This is a genomic window from Agromyces archimandritae (genome assembly GCF_018024495.1).
Classification (GTDB): Bacteria; Actinomycetota; Actinomycetes; order Actinomycetales; family Microbacteriaceae; genus Agromyces; species Agromyces archimandritae.
This window is the reverse complement of sequence record NZ_CP071696.1, coordinates 1777254-1792295: the sequence shown is the minus strand read 5'-3', so window position 1 is coordinate 1792295 and position 15042 is coordinate 1777254. Positions and strand designations below refer to the sequence as shown.

General features: G+C 69.3%; 16 protein-coding genes. 3 read left to right on the top strand and 13 right to left on the bottom strand.

The genetic code is table 11. The annotated features are described in order from the left end of the window. Positions 1-18: 18 nt before the first annotated feature. Positions 19-1071: a hypothetical protein gene (locus tag G127AT_RS08135; RefSeq protein ID WP_210895847.1), complete on the top strand. Its 1053-nt coding sequence runs from the start codon at positions 19-21 to the stop codon at positions 1069-1071. Here the strand turns inward: G127AT_RS08135 and G127AT_RS08130 are convergent. The 7 genes from G127AT_RS08130 to rpmB all read right to left on the bottom strand — a co-directional run bounded on the left by G127AT_RS08130 (position 1058) and on the right by rpmB (position 5208). Further along, positions 1058-1273, bottom strand: a complete 216-nt coding sequence (locus G127AT_RS08130) for a hypothetical protein (protein WP_210895845.1) — start codon at positions 1271-1273, stop codon at positions 1058-1060. The genes G127AT_RS08135 and G127AT_RS08130 overlap by 14 nt on opposite strands. Before the next feature lie 178 nt (positions 1274-1451). Continuing rightward, complete coding sequence (locus G127AT_RS16310; RefSeq protein WP_342344068.1) at positions 1452-2276, bottom strand: cytochrome c oxidase assembly protein; 825 nt, start codon at positions 2274-2276, stop codon at positions 1452-1454. 47 nt (positions 2277-2323) lie between these two features. Further along, a complete protein-coding gene (locus tag G127AT_RS16305) occupies positions 2324-3496 on the bottom strand; it encodes a copper resistance D family protein (protein ID WP_342344032.1) in 1173 nt (390 codons plus the stop codon). A gap of 417 nt (positions 3497-3913) precedes the next feature. Continuing rightward, entirely contained in the window at positions 3914-4201 is a 288-nt protein-coding gene (locus G127AT_RS08120) for an HU family DNA-binding protein (RefSeq protein ID WP_210895843.1), read from the bottom strand. Positions 4202-4495: 294 nt separating this feature from the next. After that, positions 4496-4801 carry a 30S ribosomal protein S14 gene (gene rpsN / locus G127AT_RS08115; RefSeq protein ID WP_210895841.1) on the bottom strand — a complete coding sequence of 102 codons (306 nt, stop codon included), beginning with the start codon at positions 4799-4801 and terminating at the stop codon, positions 4496-4498. A gap of 3 nt (positions 4802-4804) precedes the next feature. Then, positions 4805-4972, bottom strand: a complete 168-nt coding sequence (rpmG, locus tag G127AT_RS08110) for a 50S ribosomal protein L33 (protein ID WP_011187086.1) — start codon at positions 4970-4972, stop codon at positions 4805-4807. Continuing rightward, the gene (rpmB, locus tag G127AT_RS08105; protein WP_210895839.1) at positions 4972-5208 is read right to left on the bottom strand and encodes a 50S ribosomal protein L28; all 237 of its coding nucleotides are present in this window, start codon (positions 5206-5208) and stop codon (positions 4972-4974) included. Before rpmB ends, rpmG begins: the two co-directional genes overlap by 1 nt. A 251-nt stretch (positions 5209-5459) precedes the next feature. Between rpmB and G127AT_RS08100 the strand changes: the two genes are divergently transcribed. Further along, positions 5460-6599 (top strand): AAA family ATPase, encoded by a 1140-nt coding sequence (locus tag G127AT_RS08100; protein ID WP_210895837.1) that lies wholly within the window; start codon positions 5460-5462, stop codon positions 6597-6599. A gap of 9 nt (positions 6600-6608) precedes the next feature. On the opposite strand, the gene gad is transcribed toward G127AT_RS08100, so the two are convergent. The 5 genes from gad to G127AT_RS08075 all read right to left on the bottom strand — a co-directional run bounded on the left by gad (position 6609) and on the right by G127AT_RS08075 (position 12072). Further along, complete coding sequence (gad, locus tag G127AT_RS08095) at positions 6609-8000, bottom strand: glutamate decarboxylase (protein WP_210895835.1); 1392 nt, start codon at positions 7998-8000, stop codon at positions 6609-6611. A gap of 87 nt (positions 8001-8087) precedes the next feature. Then, positions 8088-8612 carry a hypothetical protein gene (locus G127AT_RS08090; protein WP_210895833.1) on the bottom strand — a complete coding sequence of 175 codons (525 nt, stop codon included), beginning with the start codon at positions 8610-8612 and terminating at the stop codon, positions 8088-8090. 99 nt (positions 8613-8711) lie between these two features. Then, complete coding sequence (locus G127AT_RS08085; RefSeq protein WP_210895831.1) at positions 8712-9611, bottom strand: glycine betaine ABC transporter substrate-binding protein; 900 nt, start codon at positions 9609-9611, stop codon at positions 8712-8714. 98 nt (positions 9612-9709) lie between these two features. Next, positions 9710-10654, bottom strand: coding sequence for an ABC transporter permease (locus G127AT_RS08080; protein ID WP_210895829.1), 945 nt, complete (start codon positions 10652-10654; stop codon positions 9710-9712). Then, a complete protein-coding gene (locus G127AT_RS08075) occupies positions 10651-12072 on the bottom strand; it encodes a quaternary amine ABC transporter ATP-binding protein (RefSeq protein ID WP_210895826.1) in 1422 nt (473 codons plus the stop codon). The genes G127AT_RS08080 and G127AT_RS08075 overlap by 4 nt, the downstream gene beginning before the upstream one ends. 915 nt (positions 12073-12987) lie before the next feature. Between G127AT_RS08075 and G127AT_RS08070 the strand changes: the two genes are divergently transcribed. Next, positions 12988-13623 carry a DnaJ family domain-containing protein gene (locus G127AT_RS08070; protein ID WP_210895824.1) on the top strand — a complete coding sequence of 212 codons (636 nt, stop codon included), beginning with the start codon at positions 12988-12990 and terminating at the stop codon, positions 13621-13623. 371 nt (positions 13624-13994) lie between these two features. Here G127AT_RS08070 and G127AT_RS08065 read toward each other — a convergent pair whose 3' ends face one another. Next, positions 13995-14927: a LysR family transcriptional regulator gene (locus G127AT_RS08065; protein WP_210895822.1), complete on the bottom strand. Its 933-nt coding sequence runs from the start codon at positions 14925-14927 to the stop codon at positions 13995-13997. Positions 14928-15042: the final 115 nt, after the last annotated feature.

Here is a 15042-nt window from a genome sequence, read left to right as displayed (position 1 = left end):
TCACCCTAGACTGTCCGGGTGGGGAAGCGGTCCAGGACTCGGAGCGGCGTGTCGCCGCTCGTCGTGCTGGGCTGGTCTGGGGCTGCCGCGCTGCTCATCGGGGCGTTCTTCGGGGCCTTCGCGATCCTGAACCAGACCGTCTACGGGCCGGCCAGTTTCGTCGAGCGCTACCTGACCGCGATCGCCGACGACGACATCCTCACCGCGGCATCCACCCCGGGAGTCGCGCTCGACACCGACGAGCTCGCCGAGCTCGGCCTGCCCGCCGACACCTCGCGCGCGATGCTCCGCGACGGCGTCATCGAAGCCGGCCCCGAAGACATCAGCGTCACCGTCGGCGAAGCGCAGGGCGACGGCGTCTACGCCGTCACCGCGAACTATCGCGTCGGCACCGAGATCGTCGAGACGACGTTCCACGTGAAACGCATCGCCCCCCTCTACGGGGTGCTGTCGCGGTGGGCGTTCGCCGAGAGCCCGCTCGCGGTCATGAACGTCACCGTGCAGCACGGCTCCTTCTTCACCGTCGGCGAGAACGGGCTCACCCTCGACACCCGCGCGACCAAGAGCGGCGAGGAGCTGACGGCCTTCACGCAGTCCGCGCCGTACCTGGTGGTCGCGCCCGCGGCGTACTCTCTCGACTTCGACGACCCGCTGCTGCACGCCGACGATGTCGACGCGGTGGCCGCGCCCGGCGAACGCGCCGACGTCGTCCTCGACGTGCAGGCGACGGATGCCTTCGTCGAACGCGTGCAGACGAAGCTCGACGAGCACCTCGCCGCCTGCGCCGAGCAGCACGTGCTGCAACCGGCCGAATGCCCCTTCGGCACCTACATCGACGACCGAGTCACGAGCGAGCCGAAGTGGTCGATCGCGAACTCCCCCGTCGTGACCCTGACCCCGGGCGACGGCGCCTTCGAGCTCGCGCAGACCCAGGGCGTCGCCCACCTCTCGGTCGAGGTGCAGTCGCTCTACGACGGAACCATCGAACAGCACGAGGAGGACGTGCCGTTCACGATCTCCCTCACCGCGCGCATCAAACCCGACGGCAACATCGTCGTCAGCCTGCGCTGACGCGCCCCCGCCGGTCGAGTAGGCGCGCAGCGCCGCCGGTCGAGTAGGCGCGCAGCGCCGCGCCGGTCGAGTAGGCGCGCAGCGCCGTATCGAGACCCAACCCCGCACACCCGCCGGTCGAGTAGGCGCGCAGCGCCGTATCGAGACCCAACCCCGCACACCCGCCGGTCGAGTAGGCGCGCAGCGCCGTATCGAGACCCAACCCCGCACCCAACCTTCCGGGGGTCAAATCCTGCCATCCGAATGCGGTCCTGCACGGAAACGTGGCAGGAAACGACCCCCGGAACGGAGATCGCCGCCCGAGATCGCAGCGTGCGCCATCGCAGCGCGCCCCGGCATCCACTCGGGCAACGGCTGGCCGCCGCACCCGTGCGGCCGACCTACTCCTCCGAATCGCGGACCGCGAGCCGCTGCAGGCGCGCGTTGTACTCCTCGAGCTCGGCTTCGCCGGTGCGGTCGGCGTGCCGGTCGCGGCGCTTCGTCTCCTTCTCGTCGCTGCGCGCCCACTGGACGGCGACGCTGATCGCGAGCGCGAGCGTCGGGATCTCGCCGATCGACCAGGCGAGCCCGCCGCCGACGCGCTGGTCGGCGAGCGCATCGGTGCCCCAGCCCATCGCGCCGTACCAGTCGGCGAGCAGCAGCCCCGTGCTCGACATGATCGCAAGCCCGAAGAACGCATGGAACGCCATCGTGCCGAGCAGCAGCAACAACCGGAACGGGTACGGCAGCCGGAAAGGCACCGGGTCGATGCCGATGAGCGACTGCACGAACAGGTACCCGGTGATGAGGAAGTGCGCGATCATCCACTCGTGGCCGATGTGGTCGAGCATCGTCCAGCGGAACAGCGGCGAGTAGTAGAAGACCCAGAGGGAAGCGACGAACATCACGGCCGCGAAGATCGGGTTCGCGATGACGCGCGCGAAGCGGGAGTGCACGGCCAGCAGCACCCATTCCCGGCCGCCGCGGCTGCCGTCGCTCCGGCGTTCGACGGCGCGGGCGATGAGCGTGACCGGAGCGCCCGGCACGAGCAGCACCGGCACCGCCATCGTCAGCACCATGTGCGCGCCCATGTGCGCCGAGAACAGGTACTGCTCGTAGGCGTTCACGCCGCCGTTGGTGATGTATGCCAGCAGCAGCATGCCCGCGATCCAGAGCACCGCGCGGTAGATCGGCCAGCGGTCGCCGCGGCGGCGGAGGCGCCGCACGCCGGCGAGGTAGAAGAAGATGCCGAACCCGGCGGCGAAGAGCCAGATCAGGTCGGGCCGCCACTCCGTGAAGAAGCGCCACCATTCCGGCCAGGGCGGCAGCGGTTCGCCGGTGAGGATCTCGGCGGGCGTCTGCCCGATCGACGGCACCGTCTCGGCGACGGGGGTGGGCGTGCGGGCGAGGGCTGCGGCCACGCCCGAGGCGATGCCCATGAAGGCGAGCTCTGCGACCACGATCGCCCAGAAGTCCCGAGTGGATGCCGGTCGCCGCCCTCCCCGCCGGCCCCCGCCCCCACGGCACCCGCCGAACCCGCACCCGCGGCGCGCTGCGACGCGGCATCCGCACCCGAGAGGCGACGGATCCAGAAGCCGCGCTGCCACGCCCCGAACAGCCCGAGCGCGATGAGCGCGGCGACCTTCGCGATCACGAGCCCGCCGTACGGGGTCGCGAGCTCGGCCCACTCCCCCACGCGCAGGGCGGCACTCGCGTACCCGGAGACGGCGACGACGATGAAGCAGATGAGGGCGATGCTCGAGTAGCGCGCGAGCACGATCGGCAGACGGCCGGGCTCGAAGCTTCGCTGCAGCAGCACGAGCGTGAGCAGCCCGCCGAGCCACACGGCCGCGCCGACGAGATGCAGGCCGAGCGCGGTGATCGCCTCGTTGTGGCCTACGGACCCGGTGGCGTGCCCCTGTTGCGCCATCGGCACGAGCGCGACGACGGCGAGCACGGCGACGAAGACGAGCGCGGTGTGATTGCGGACGGCGAAGGCGAGCACCGTGACGGCGGCGGCGATGAGCGTCGTCGCGAGCCACGCCTGCCCGAGGGGGATCGCCGTGAGGAACTGTCCGAGGCTCGCCCCGAACGCGTCGTCGAACGCGACCGATTTGCCGGTGACGAGCAGGAAGCTGAGGAACCCGGTGGCGGCGCTTGCGACCGTGAGCACGCCCGCCGAGGCGGCGGCGACGTCGAGGGCGCGGTCGAACTCGCGCCGCTCGGGGCTGAGCGCCCACACCGCGAGCACGAGCGCGCCGATCATTCCGGCCGCGCCGAGGTTCACGAACAGCTTCGCGATCGGCACGCCCCAGCGGGTGACGGGGCCGGGATCCTGGAAGTCGAGGGGGGCGGCGCCGCCGCCGGCGGAGAGCGCGACGACCGTCGCGATGAGTGCGACGGCGGTGAGCACGGCGGGGCCGAGCACGCGGACGGAGCGGGGCACCGATCCAGCCTATGCGAGCCCGCTGTGAGCCCGGCCCGCGCCCGCCCGGTTCGGGATCCACCCGCCCGACTCCAGTACGTGTCCGCACCTGCCCCGGCTTCGCCGTGTGCGATCGCTTCCTGGGGTCGATTCCCGCCATCTGGAAGCGATTCGAGCGATGGAAGTGGCGGGATTCGACCCCCGGAACGGAAGGGGTGCGAGAACGAGGGGCGGAGCGCCCCGGCATCCGCCGCCCCGTCGCGAAAGCAGGCCGCAGCGATCCCGCCCACGCTGATTCGGCCTGCTTCCGGTGACGCCCGGTCGCTTCGGCCTGCTTTCGCCGCGCCTCGCTCCACCGGATCAGAACCTCGCGGCAAGGGCCGCCCCGGGCACGGCGAAGGGGCGCGAGCCGAAGCCCGCGCCCCTTCGGAGGCCGTCTTACTTCGCGGCGGCCTTGAGCTTGGAGCCGGCCGAGACCTTGACCGAGTAGCCGGCCGGGATCTCGATGGTGGCGCCGGTCTGCGGGTTGCGGCCGGTGCGTGCGGCGCGGTGCGTGCGCTCGACGGCGAGCCAGCCCGGGATGGAGACCTTGGTGCCCGAGCCGACGGACTCGGCGAGCGCGTCGAAGAGACCGCCGAGCACGGCGTCGACGGTGGCCTGGCTCTGCCCGGTCGACGCAGCGACCTTGGCAACGAGCTCGGTCTTGTTGAGCGACTTGTCAGCCATTGAGTGTCCTCCTCGGACCTTCCACTGTTGGAACAGCTTGATCGTGATGTCGGGCGCGGTCGGTCGGCTGCCCCCGGTGGCCTGATCGGCCGTGCTCGAATGTAGCAGAGTTCCGCGGAATCCCGCGGATTTCCGGGGCTTTGCGGCATTTGCGGCCCGGCGTGTCGAGGGCGCCTCGGCATCCATTCGGGGCACGTGAACGACCCGCGAGCGGATGCCGCGGGCATGCGAAAGGGCGCCCCGCGGAACGGGGCGCCCTTCGGACGCGTCGCGCCGAAGCGCGGGCGTGGATGCTTACCAGCTCGACTTGGTGATGCCGGGCAGCTCGCCCTTGTGCGCCATGTCGCGGAAGCGCACACGCGAGATGCCGAACTTCGTCAGCACGCCGCGGGGGCGGCCGTCGATGGCGTCGCGCGAACGCAGACGCACCGGCGAGGCGTTGCGGGGCAGCTTCTGCAGGCCGATGCGGGCGGCCTCACGGGACTCGTCGGTGCCGTTCGGGTCGACGAGCGCCTTCTTCAGCTCGAGGCGCTTGGCCGCGTAGCGGTCCACGATCACCTGGCGCTGGTTGTTGCGCGCGATCTTGCTCTTCTTGGCCATGTCTTAGCGCTCCTCTCGGAAGTCGACGTGCTTGCGCACCACGGGGTCGTACTTCTTGAGCACGAGGCGGTCGGGGTTGTTGCGACGGTTCTTGCGGGTCACGTAGGTGTACCCGGTGCCGGCCGTCGAACGGAGCTTGATGATGGGACGGACGTCCTGCTGCTTGGCCATCAGATCTTCTCCCCGCGGGCCAGGATGTCCTTGACCACCGCTTCGATACCGCGTGCGTCGATCACCTTGATGCCCTTGGCGGACACGTTGAGGGTGACGTTACGACGCAGCGACGGCACGTAGTAGGTCTTCTTCTGCACGTTCGGGTCGAAGCGGCGCTTCGTCCGGCGGTGCGAGTGCGAGATGTTGTGACCGAAGCCGGGAACGGCGCCGGTCACCTGGCACACTGCTGCCATTGGTTTCCTCCAATACCGAGGGGCGATGCCCCTCCCAAGATCTCTTGTCGGCAGACGCGCCCCCACCCGGTCGCCCGGTCAGATACTGGGGATGCGTCTACGGCATGGGCAGTGGAAGTGCCCAGCCAAAGGAACAGTCTACACGAAGCGCCGGTCACGCCCGAATCGGGGCGCCTCCCGGCATCCGCACCCGCCCGAGCTAGCATATCTAAAGGAATGAAAAGATCTAAAAACCTCTAAAGGCGGCCACCATGCCCGAGAATCCCTTCAAACCATCCTTCGGGAGCACTCCACCGGTGCTCGTCGGGCGCGATGACGAACTCGAAGACTTCGCCATCGGCCTCGAGGAAGGGCCGGGCTCGCCGAACCGCGCCACCATCTTCACCGGCGCACGCGGGGTCGGCAAAACCGTCATGCTCACTGAGGTCGCCTCCCATGCCCTGAGCGCCGGCTGGATCTCAGCCGATGCGACCGCCGAGGCCGGCATGCTCGAGGAATTGCACGACCAGCTCCTCGTGAAAGGTCGTGAACTGCTCCCCTCTCCCTCCCGCGACGTCACATCGTTCGGAGCCGGAGGGCTCAGCATCGGCATCGCACCGGGCGACCGTCGCGAGCTGAGCTGGCGCCAACGAATGGAAGCGATCATCCGCACGCTGAACGAGCGCGGTGCGGGCATCCTCATCACCGTCGACGAAGTCCACTCAGGAGTCGAGGAGCTGCGCCGTCTCGCCGCGGCCTATCAGCACTTCGTTCGCGATGACCTCGACGTCGCGATCGCATTCGCCGGGCTGCCGTCAGCGGTGTCCGCGCTGCTGAACGACAAAGTCCTGACATTCCTTCGCCGGGCTCACCGGGTCACGCTCGAGGACGTCCCGCTCGAAGCTGTGGAACGTGCGCTGCAAGCGACGATCACGGGCCACGGACGGCGGATCGACCCGGAAGCGCTCCGGGCCGCGGCCGAAGCGACCCTCGGGTACCCGTTCCTCATCCAACTCGTGGGATTCCACATCTGGCGTCAGCATCCGGCTCGTGCGGTCATCACGCACGAAGATGTGGTGGCGGGCATCAGCGCGGCTCGCCGGCGCCTGGGAACCACCGTGCACGAAGCCGGACTCGCAGACCTCTCCGACGTCGACCGGACGTTCCTCGTCGCCATGGCACAGGATCCGGAGCGGAGCAAACTCGCGGCGATCGCAGCCCGAATGGGTGTCACGGCCGGCTACGCCAGCCAATACCGAGCCCGGCTCATCGAAGCCGGGATGATCGCACCGGCCGGGCACGGCTTGGTCGTGTTCGCCGTTCCGTATCTGCGCGAGTATCTGCATGAGCATGCGGCATCCCTCGGCCTTGATACGCTCAAGCTGGACCGCCCCGAGAACGGACTCGTGTAGCCCCGCCCCTCAGTGATGGAACCCCGAGTGCAACCCCTCGGCCGGCATGGGCGCCTCGAGCCCGTCGAGGTAGGCGGTCTCGGTGCGGATGTCGTCGAGCAGTTCGCCGGCGAGGTCCATGGAGAGGCCGTTGCGCACGACGATGCGCTGCACGGTGAGGTCGGTCAGGGCGTCCGGCATGGGGTAGGCGGGCACGAGCCAGCCCTTCGTGCGCAGGCGTTCCTGCAGGTGGTAGAGGTTCCAGTTCGAGGTGTGGCCGGGCTTCAGCCGCCACGCGAAGACGGGGATGTCGGTGCCGTCGTTCCAGAGCTCGAAGGCGCCGATGGCGGCGATGCCCTTCGCAAGGTGGACGGCGACGTCCTGGCAGGTCTGCTGCACGGTGCGGTACCCGTCGCGCCCGAGGCGGAGGAACGTGTAGTACTGCAGCAGCACCTGGGCGCCGGGGCGCGAGAAGTTCAGGGCGAAGGTCGGCATCCGCCCGCCGAGGTAGCTGACCTGGAACACGAGGTCTTCGGGCAGCAGCGAGGCGTCGCGCCAGACCGCCCAGCCGAGGCCCGGATAGGTGAGGCCGTATTTGTGCCCGGAGGTGTTGATGGAGTGCACGCGGTCGAGGCGGAAGTCCCATTCGAGGTCGGGCTGCAGGAACGGCGCGACCATCGCCCCCGAGGCCCCGTCGACGTGGAGGGGCACGTCGAGCCCGGTCTTCGCCTGGATCGCGTCGAGGGCTGCGGCGATCTTCGCGACGGGTTCGTACATGCCCGTGTAGGTGACGCCCATGATCGCGACGACGCCGATGGTGCGTTCGTCGATGCGGTGTTCGAGGTCGTGCCCGTCGAGGGTTTTGTGCGCTTCGCTGATCGGCACGAAGCGCGCTTCGACGTCGAAGTAGTTGCAGAACTTCTCCCAGCACACCTGCACGGCGCTCGACATGACGAGGTTCGGGCGGTCGGTGTCGTGGCCGCCGGCACGGCGGGCGTGCTGCCAGCGGCGTTTGAAGGCGAGGCCGGCGAGCATGCACGCCTCCGATGAGCCGACGGTGGATGTCCCGATCGCCTTGGACGGGTCGGGCGCGTGCCAGAGGTCTGCGAGCATGCGCCAGCAGTGCTCTTCGATCGCGGCGGTGCGCGGGTACTCGTCCTTGTCGATCATGTTCTTGTCGAACGCGTCGGCGTAGATGCGTTGCGCCTGCTCGTCCATCCAGGTGCCGACGAAGGTCGCGAGGTTCATGCGCGCGTTGCCGTCGAGCATGGCCTCGTCGTGCACGATCTGGTAGGCGGTCTCGGCGAGCGACTCGTGCTCGGGAATGGTGCGCCGCGGCGCCGCGGTCCGCTCGCCGGGCCTGGCGAAGTCCGGCTCCTGCTCGGGCGTCTCGTGCGACGCCGCGTCGTGCTGTTCGCTCATGCGTTCCCCCGTTCCCGACGATAGGCCGCGCCGAGCGCGGGTGTCCATCCCCGGCCCCGAGTGGATGCCGCACGCGGTGGATGAATGTCAGATAAACGGCATCGGGCAGGCCTCGTTGAGTTCGTCGAGACGGGTGAACAGCTCTTCCTGGTCGATCATCGTATACGGTGTCCATTCGCCGCTGCCGTCGCGGAACTCATGGAATGAGGGCGGCTCGGGGATCTCGAAACCCTCTTCGTTGAGGCATTCCCTCAACTCAACGACCGCTTCGTAGAGTCGCTCATAATCAGCGTCGCTCAATTCTACTTCACCTCCGCCGGCTTCGACCGTACACGCGTCGTTGTCTTCGGTGAATGCGGATTCCTGTTCGAGCGGCACCTCGAACTCGGCAGTTCCGTCCGCTCCAGGGGTCGAACTCCAACCGCGGGCATCCATACATGCGGCCAACCGCTGCTGGAAATCCTCTGCCGAAGTCGCCCGCGGGACCGATGACTGGTGCTCGGGCAGCGCAGCGCATCCGGAAAGCGTCCCACACAGTGCCAGAATCCCGGCACCGCATATGACTCTCCAGCTATTCTGGGGCATGTTGTCTTCCTGATCTGAGGTGGCCACGAGTGGTGCCGAACACCCTTGCACGTAAGTGGCCTTCTGTCCACAGCACACGAAAGGCGGCGACCCCCGAGGGGGTCGCCGCCTTCACTGGGGCGCGACTTACTTCGTGAGCGAGTCGACGTACTCCTGGTTGTCGGAGATCCACTGCTCCACGATGGGGCCGTAGTCGTCCGTGTCGTTCTCGTTGAACATGACGTTCTCGAGCGAGTAGAGCTGGTCGGAGTCCATCTTGAAGTTCTTCAGCCAGCCCGCGAGGGTCGGGAAGTTCTTCTCGAAGCTCTTGCCGCCGAACGAGTGGATGCCTTCGGAATCGCCGAGGGCGCCCTTCGGGTCCTCGAGGTCCTTGATGGGGAACGCGTCGTAGGCCCAGTGCGGGCGCCACAGCGTCACGGCGACGTTCTCACCGGCATCCGTCGCAGCCTTCAGCTCGGCGAGCATGGCCGGGGTCGAGGACGTGGTGTACTCCATGTCCTCCAGACCGTATTCGGGGATGACGTTCTCGGTCGTCACGCGGTTCAGGCCGGAGCCCGACTCGATGCCGACGAGCTGGTTGTTGAAGAGGTCCGCGTTGTCGGCGAGCTCCTCGAGCGAGTCGATGGGGGCGTCCTCGTTCACGGCGATCGTGAGCACGGCGTCGTCGTTCCACGAGCCGAGGTCGACGAGGTCGTCGCCGTACTGCTCGATGTAGTCCTGGTGCGTGATCGGCAGCCAGGTGTCGAGCGTCACGTCGTAGTCGTCGGTCGTGAGACCGGAGTAGACGGGCGCCGGGTCGGCGTACTCGAGCTCGACGTTGTAGCCCTGCTCGGTGAGCACGGCCTTCCAGAGCTCGGACGCGGCCACGCCTTCATCCCAGCCGTTGAACACGGCGATGGTGACGTCCTTCCGGTCGCCGTTCTCGAGGGTCTCGCCCCCGTCGTCGCCGCCTTCGGTGGAGCAGCCGGCGAGCACGAGTGCAGCAGCGGCCGCGAGGCCGATGGCGCCGAATGTGCGCTTCTTCATGGTGATTCCTTTCCTCCCGTGTGCTGTGTTCACGGGTGTTGGGGAGCGCCGCCCGATCGGGCGGCGAATCGTGCGGCGGTGGATGCGGCATCCACCGCTCAGGCGTTCCGCACCGGCCCCTGCGCGGGCGCGACGGTCGTCTCGGTCTCGGCGTCTTCCTCCTCGGTGGATGCGTCGGTGCGCTGAGCGGCCCGCGAACGGAACAGCGGCTTGCGTTTGCCGCTGCCGAAGGCGCCGGTGACGCGGTCGAGGATGATCGCGAGGATCACGACCGACAGGCCGGCTTCGAAGCCGAGGCCGACGTCGAGGCGTGTGAGCGACTGCACGACGTCGCCGCCGAGGCCGCCGGCGCCGACCATGCCGGCGATGACGACCATCGACAGGGAGAGCATGATGACCTGGTTGATGCCGGCCATGATCGACGGCATCGCGAGCGGCAACTGGATCTGCCGCAGGATGCGCCACGGCGAGGAGCCGAAGGCCTGGCCGGCCTCGACGACCTCCTTGTCCACGCCGCGGATGCCGAGCTCGGTGAGCCGGACGCCCGGGGCGAGGGCGAAGACGATGGTCGCGACGATGCCGGGGACGACGCCGACACGGAAGAAGATGAGCGCCGGGATGAGGTACACCATCGCCGGCATCGTCTGCATGAAGTCGAGGATCGGCCTGATGATGCGCGAGGCCATCTCGCTGCGCGCGGCGAGGATGCCGAGCGGGATGGCGAAGACGACCGCGGTGATCGCCGCGACGAGCACGAGCGCGAAGGTCGACATGGCGTTGTCCCACTGGTCGACGCCGACGATCACGAGGAGGCCGATGACGGTGCCGAGCGCGAGCTTCCAGCCCTTCGCGAGGAACGCGATGGCACCGAGCACGATGATGACGACCCAGAACGGGGGCGCCTGCAGCAGGAAGTCGACGCCGTCGTAGAAGCCGGCGAAGATCGCCCGGACGACGGCGAAGAAGCCGGCGAGCGCGTCGGTGAGCCAGTCGACGACGGCCTCAGCCCAGTCGCCGAGCGGAATGCGGAACTCGCCGTTCACGATGCGCTCCCTTCTTCGGCGGCCGGCACCGCGGGGCGGGCACCGGCATCCGCACCCGTCTCGCCTGGCGAGGCACCGGCATCCGCGCCCTGCCCGAGGTCGTCGGGTTGCGGGATCGCCGCGACGGGCACGCCGCCCGCGTCGGCGGCGGCACGGTCGAGGGTGGCCGTGATGATCTCGACCGGGATGGTCGACGGCGGCTCGGCGACGACGATCTCACCGGTGTCGGTGGTGACGTTGCCGAGGGCGGCGAGCAGGGTCACCCGGGGCACGACGCCGAGCAGCCGGCCGCGTTCGTCGGTGACGGCGAGGGGCACCTGGTTCTCGACGGAGCTTTCGAGGAGGTCCGCGAGGTGCTCGTCGGGCGAGACCTTCGACACATCGGCGAGGATCGCGGGCTGCAGCGTGCGCTCGCCCTTCTGCACGAGGCGCAGCACGTCGCGGTCGTGGGCGACGCCGACGAGGTTGCGGCCGCCCGAGACGACGAAGACGACCGAGGTCTCCTGTTCGAGCATGGTGCGGAGCGCTGCGCGGGGGCCGGCGGATGCCGGGACGACCGCACGCGGCGCCTGCATCACATTCGCGGCGGTGAGCACGCGCGCCCGATCGACGTCGGCGACGAACTGGGCGACGTAGTCGTCGGCGGGGTCGGTGAGGATCTCTTCGGCCGAGCCCTGCTGCACGATGCGGCCGTCGCGCATGACGGCGATGCGGTCGCCGAGGAACATGGCCTCGTTCAGGTCGTGCGTGATGAAGACGATGGTCTTGCCGAGCTCCTGCTGGAGTTCGACGAGCTGTTCCTGCATCTCGCGGCGGATCAGCGGGTCGAGGGCGCTGAACGCCTCGTCCATGAGCAGGATGTCGGTGTCGGCGGCGAGCGCGCGGGCGAGGCCGACGCGCTGCTTCATGCCGCCGGAGAGCTGCGAGGGGTACTTGGCACCCCAGCCGCCGAGGCCGACGCGCTCGAGGATCTCTTCGGCGCGGCGCGTGCGCTCGGCCAGCGGCACGCCCTGGATCTCGAGGCCGTAGGCGGCGTTGTCGAGCACCGTGCGGTGCGGCAGCAGCGCGAAGTGCTGGAACACCATGGAGATGTGGGTGCGACGCACCTCACGGAGGCGCTTGGCCGAGATGCCGGCGATCTCCTCGCCCATGACGCGGACACTGCCCGCGGTGGGCTCCAGCAGGCCGTTCAGCATGCGGATCAGGGTCGACTTGCCGGAGCCCGACAGGCCCATGACGACGAAGATCTCACCCTGGTTGACGGTGAACTCGGCGTCGACGACGGCGGCGGTGCCGAGGGCGGCGACGTCGGCACGGCTTGCGCCGGCGCGGAGGCGCTGCACGGCCTCGTTCGGCTTCCTCCCGAAGAACTTCGTGAGTCCTCTGGCTTCGATCGCCGGGGTGACGGGTTCGTTCACGATGCTGTACTCCAGAATGCGCGATGCGCGCGCACGGGGGTGGGGCGCGGCACGGGGTGCGCATTCGGTTGCGGCCGGGTTCGATCGCGAGCAGGAGGCCTCTGCTCAAGCGCGGCATGCCTTCGCACGTCACCGGCGAACCGAGTCTCCATCACGGGCGGCCATCGGAGCCGCTCACCTCGCTGCCGAACCATACGCTCCCCCATTCGAATGCTCGACGAAACTCGTGTGAACAAGCGGATGCAGGACCGCGGACTGGGCGGGGTGGTCCGTGAGGACCAACCGCCAGTCTATCGGCGACCCTCGACACGCCCCAAACGGACGCACGCGAAAATGGTTGTGACCGGCGCTTTCTTACCGAGACGCTGCGACTCGCGGCATCCGCCACGGCGGCTCGTGGCGGTGGCGGATGCCCGGGCGCCGAGCTCCCGCGAGCACCCGCACTCCAAGCACCCGCGAGCACCCGCACTCCGAGCACCCACACTCCAAGCACCCGCGAGCACCCGCACTCCGAGCACCCACACTCCAAGCACCCGCGAGCACCCGCACTCCGAGCAATCACGCTTGCGGGGGTCGAATCCCGCCACATTCTCGCGGGAATCCGCATTCCGGTGGCAGGATTCGACCCCGTAAAGAAGAAGGAGTGCGTTTCGGGGCAGTGGATGCCCGGACGCGGCGGGAGATGCCTGCGCGCGTTCGGGATCGGCGCCCTCGGGCATCCACTCGCTGCCCGGAGGAGTACCGATCGCAGCGCAACACGTAGGAGTACCGATCTCCCGTCGGAGTGCCGACTTCCCTGCACTCCGACGGGAGATCGGCACTCCTGGGTGCCATGAGGCGGCGGATGCCGGGGGCAGTGGATGCCGGGTCGCGCCGACCCTGGCGGCGGCCCCGAGTTCGACGTAGCGTAGAAACATGCCCCGGGACGAAGCGGACGCCAAGGCGAGAGCCCTCGAGTACCGCCTGGAGCGCGCGATGCCCGAGCAGCGTCGCGACTCGGATGAGGTGACCGCGCCCGCGGCGGCCCTCGCCGGCGAGCGGGCCGCCGTCATCGAGACGGCGATCCAGCAGGCGATCCGCGCCGGCGAGTTCGACGATCTGCCGGGTGCCGGCAAGCCGTTGCCCGGGCTGACGGGGCGCCACGATCCGGACTGGTGGATCCGCCGCAAGATCGAAACCGAGCGCCTGACGGGCCTCGGCCCGGCCGCGTTCACCCTGCGCACCGAGGATACGCAGCTGAACGACCGCCTCGATCGCATGCAGCGCGAGTCGGAGGTGCGCGGGGCCCTCGACGACTTCAACCGGCGGGTGCGCGAGGCGCGCATGCAGTTGCTCGGCGGCCCGCCCGTGGTCACGCCGCTTCGCGAAGTGGATGCCGAGATCGCCGCCTGGAGGCAGCGCCGCGCCGCCCGGGCCACTCATGCCGCCGGTACCGCCACCGTTTCGGAGAACGCCACGGATTCGGATGGATCCGGCCCGATCCATCCGAAATCACGGTTTTCTCCGAAACCGTGGTGGCGTCGCAGCGCGCGGCGCCGCTCCGCCCGCTGACCGCAGGGGCACCGCGCACCGGCAGCGCCCACCCATCGCACGGCAGCGCCACCCCGCGCACGGCAGCGCCACCCCGCGCACGGCAGCGCCCACCCATCGCGCGGCAGCGCCACCCCGCGCACGGCAGCGCCAGCTCAGCGCACGGCAGCGCCACCCCGTGCACGTCAGCGCCCACCCCGCGCACGGCAGCGCCAGCTCAGCGCGCGGGATCGGCGCGCCGATCGTGCCACTCGTGCCGCCGCCGTTTCGGAGAACGCCACGGATTCGGATGGATCCAGGCCGATCCATCCGGAATCACGGTTTTCTCCGAAACCGTGGTGGCGCTCCAGCGCGCAGGGCGCACGCCAGCGCACAGGGCGCGCGACAGCGCGCTACAGCGCCCCCGTCCCGGCATCCACTCGCCCCTCGCCGCGGAACTCGCGCTGGCAGAACTCGGTGAGGGCGCTCACCTTGGCGGTCGGCCGGGTGCCCTGCGCGACGGCGACGACGACGGCGTTGTCGGGCATCTCGTCGGCGATGCGGCGGTAGACGATGGGCAGTCCGTCGTAGGTGCGGTCTCCGTAGGGGCGGCCCATGATGATGGTGTAGCCGAGGCCGCGGGCGACCATGGAGCGGATGGTTTCGACGTTCGTGGAGCGCCAGCGGACGTTCGGGTGCATGCCGGCGGCGCGCAGGATCTCTTCGACGTGGCCGATCGCCGGTTGCACGCCGAGGAGGATGGCCGGTTCCGCTTCGAGGGCGGCGAGGGGCACTTCGTCGAGTTCGGCGAGTGGATGCTCGGGGGCCAGTGCGAGCTGCAGGCGCACGGGGATGACGGGTTCGCCGACGACGCCGGGGCCGAGGTGGTTGCGGTAGAGCAGGGCGACGTCGAGTTCGCCGGCGCGCAGCAGCGCCTGCAGTTCGCTCGACACCCCCTCGTGCAGTTGCAGGTCGATGCCGGGGTAGGCGCGGGCGAAGTGCGCGGCGATGCGGGGGAACAGCCAGGGCGAGAGCGTCGTGAAGCAGCCGACGCGCAGGGGGCCGGCGAGTTCGCCGCGCACGGCCAGGGCGACCGAGCGGATGTCGTCGGCGCGTTCGAGGACGGCTCTGGCGTGGGCGTAGGCCCAACGGCCGGCGGGGGTGACGCCGACGCCTTTGCCCGGGACGCGGAGGGTGAGCTGGACCTGCAGGGAGTCTTCGAGCTGTTTCATGGCGAACGAGACGGCGCCCGGAGAGACGCGGAGTCGGCGGGCGGCGTCGGTGACGGATTCTTCGTCGACGACGGCGACGAAGTATTCCAGTTGGCGCAGCGAGAACTCACTCATGCAGGAATCCTAAACAAGCCATCCAGATAATTGACATTGCTTGAGGAAGGACGTTCAGGCACGGTGGCTACAGTGCCCGAACGCGAGCGCGTCGGCCACGCACCACTCCCCTTCC

Coding starts and splice junctions, on each gene's coding strand:
- G127AT_RS08120 (WP_210895843.1), bottom strand. CDS start 4,201: ATGGCTGACAAGTCGCTCAACAAGACCGAGCTCGTTGCCAAGGTCGCT.
- rpsN (WP_210895841.1), bottom strand. CDS start 4,801: ATGGCCAAGAAGAGCAAGATCGCGCGCAACAACCAGCGCCAGGTGATC.
- rpmG (WP_011187086.1), bottom strand. CDS start 4,972: ATGGCCAAGCAGCAGGACGTCCGTCCCATCATCAAGCTCCGTTCGACG.
- rpmB (WP_210895839.1), bottom strand. CDS start 5,208: ATGGCAGCAGTGTGCCAGGTGACCGGCGCCGTTCCCGGCTTCGGTCAC.
- G127AT_RS08100 (WP_210895837.1), top strand. CDS start 5,460: ATGCCCGAGAATCCCTTCAAACCATCCTTCGGGAGCACTCCACCGGTG.
- gad (WP_210895835.1), bottom strand. CDS start 8,000: ATGAGCGAACAGCACGACGCGGCGTCGCACGAGACGCCCGAGCAGGAG.
- G127AT_RS08085 (WP_210895831.1), bottom strand. CDS start 9,611: ATGAAGAAGCGCACATTCGGCGCCATCGGCCTCGCGGCCGCTGCTGCA.
- G127AT_RS08070 (WP_210895824.1), top strand. CDS start 12,988: ATGCCCCGGGACGAAGCGGACGCCAAGGCGAGAGCCCTCGAGTACCGC.
- G127AT_RS08065 (WP_210895822.1), bottom strand. CDS start 14,927: ATGAGTGAGTTCTCGCTGCGCCAACTGGAATACTTCGTCGCCGTCGTC.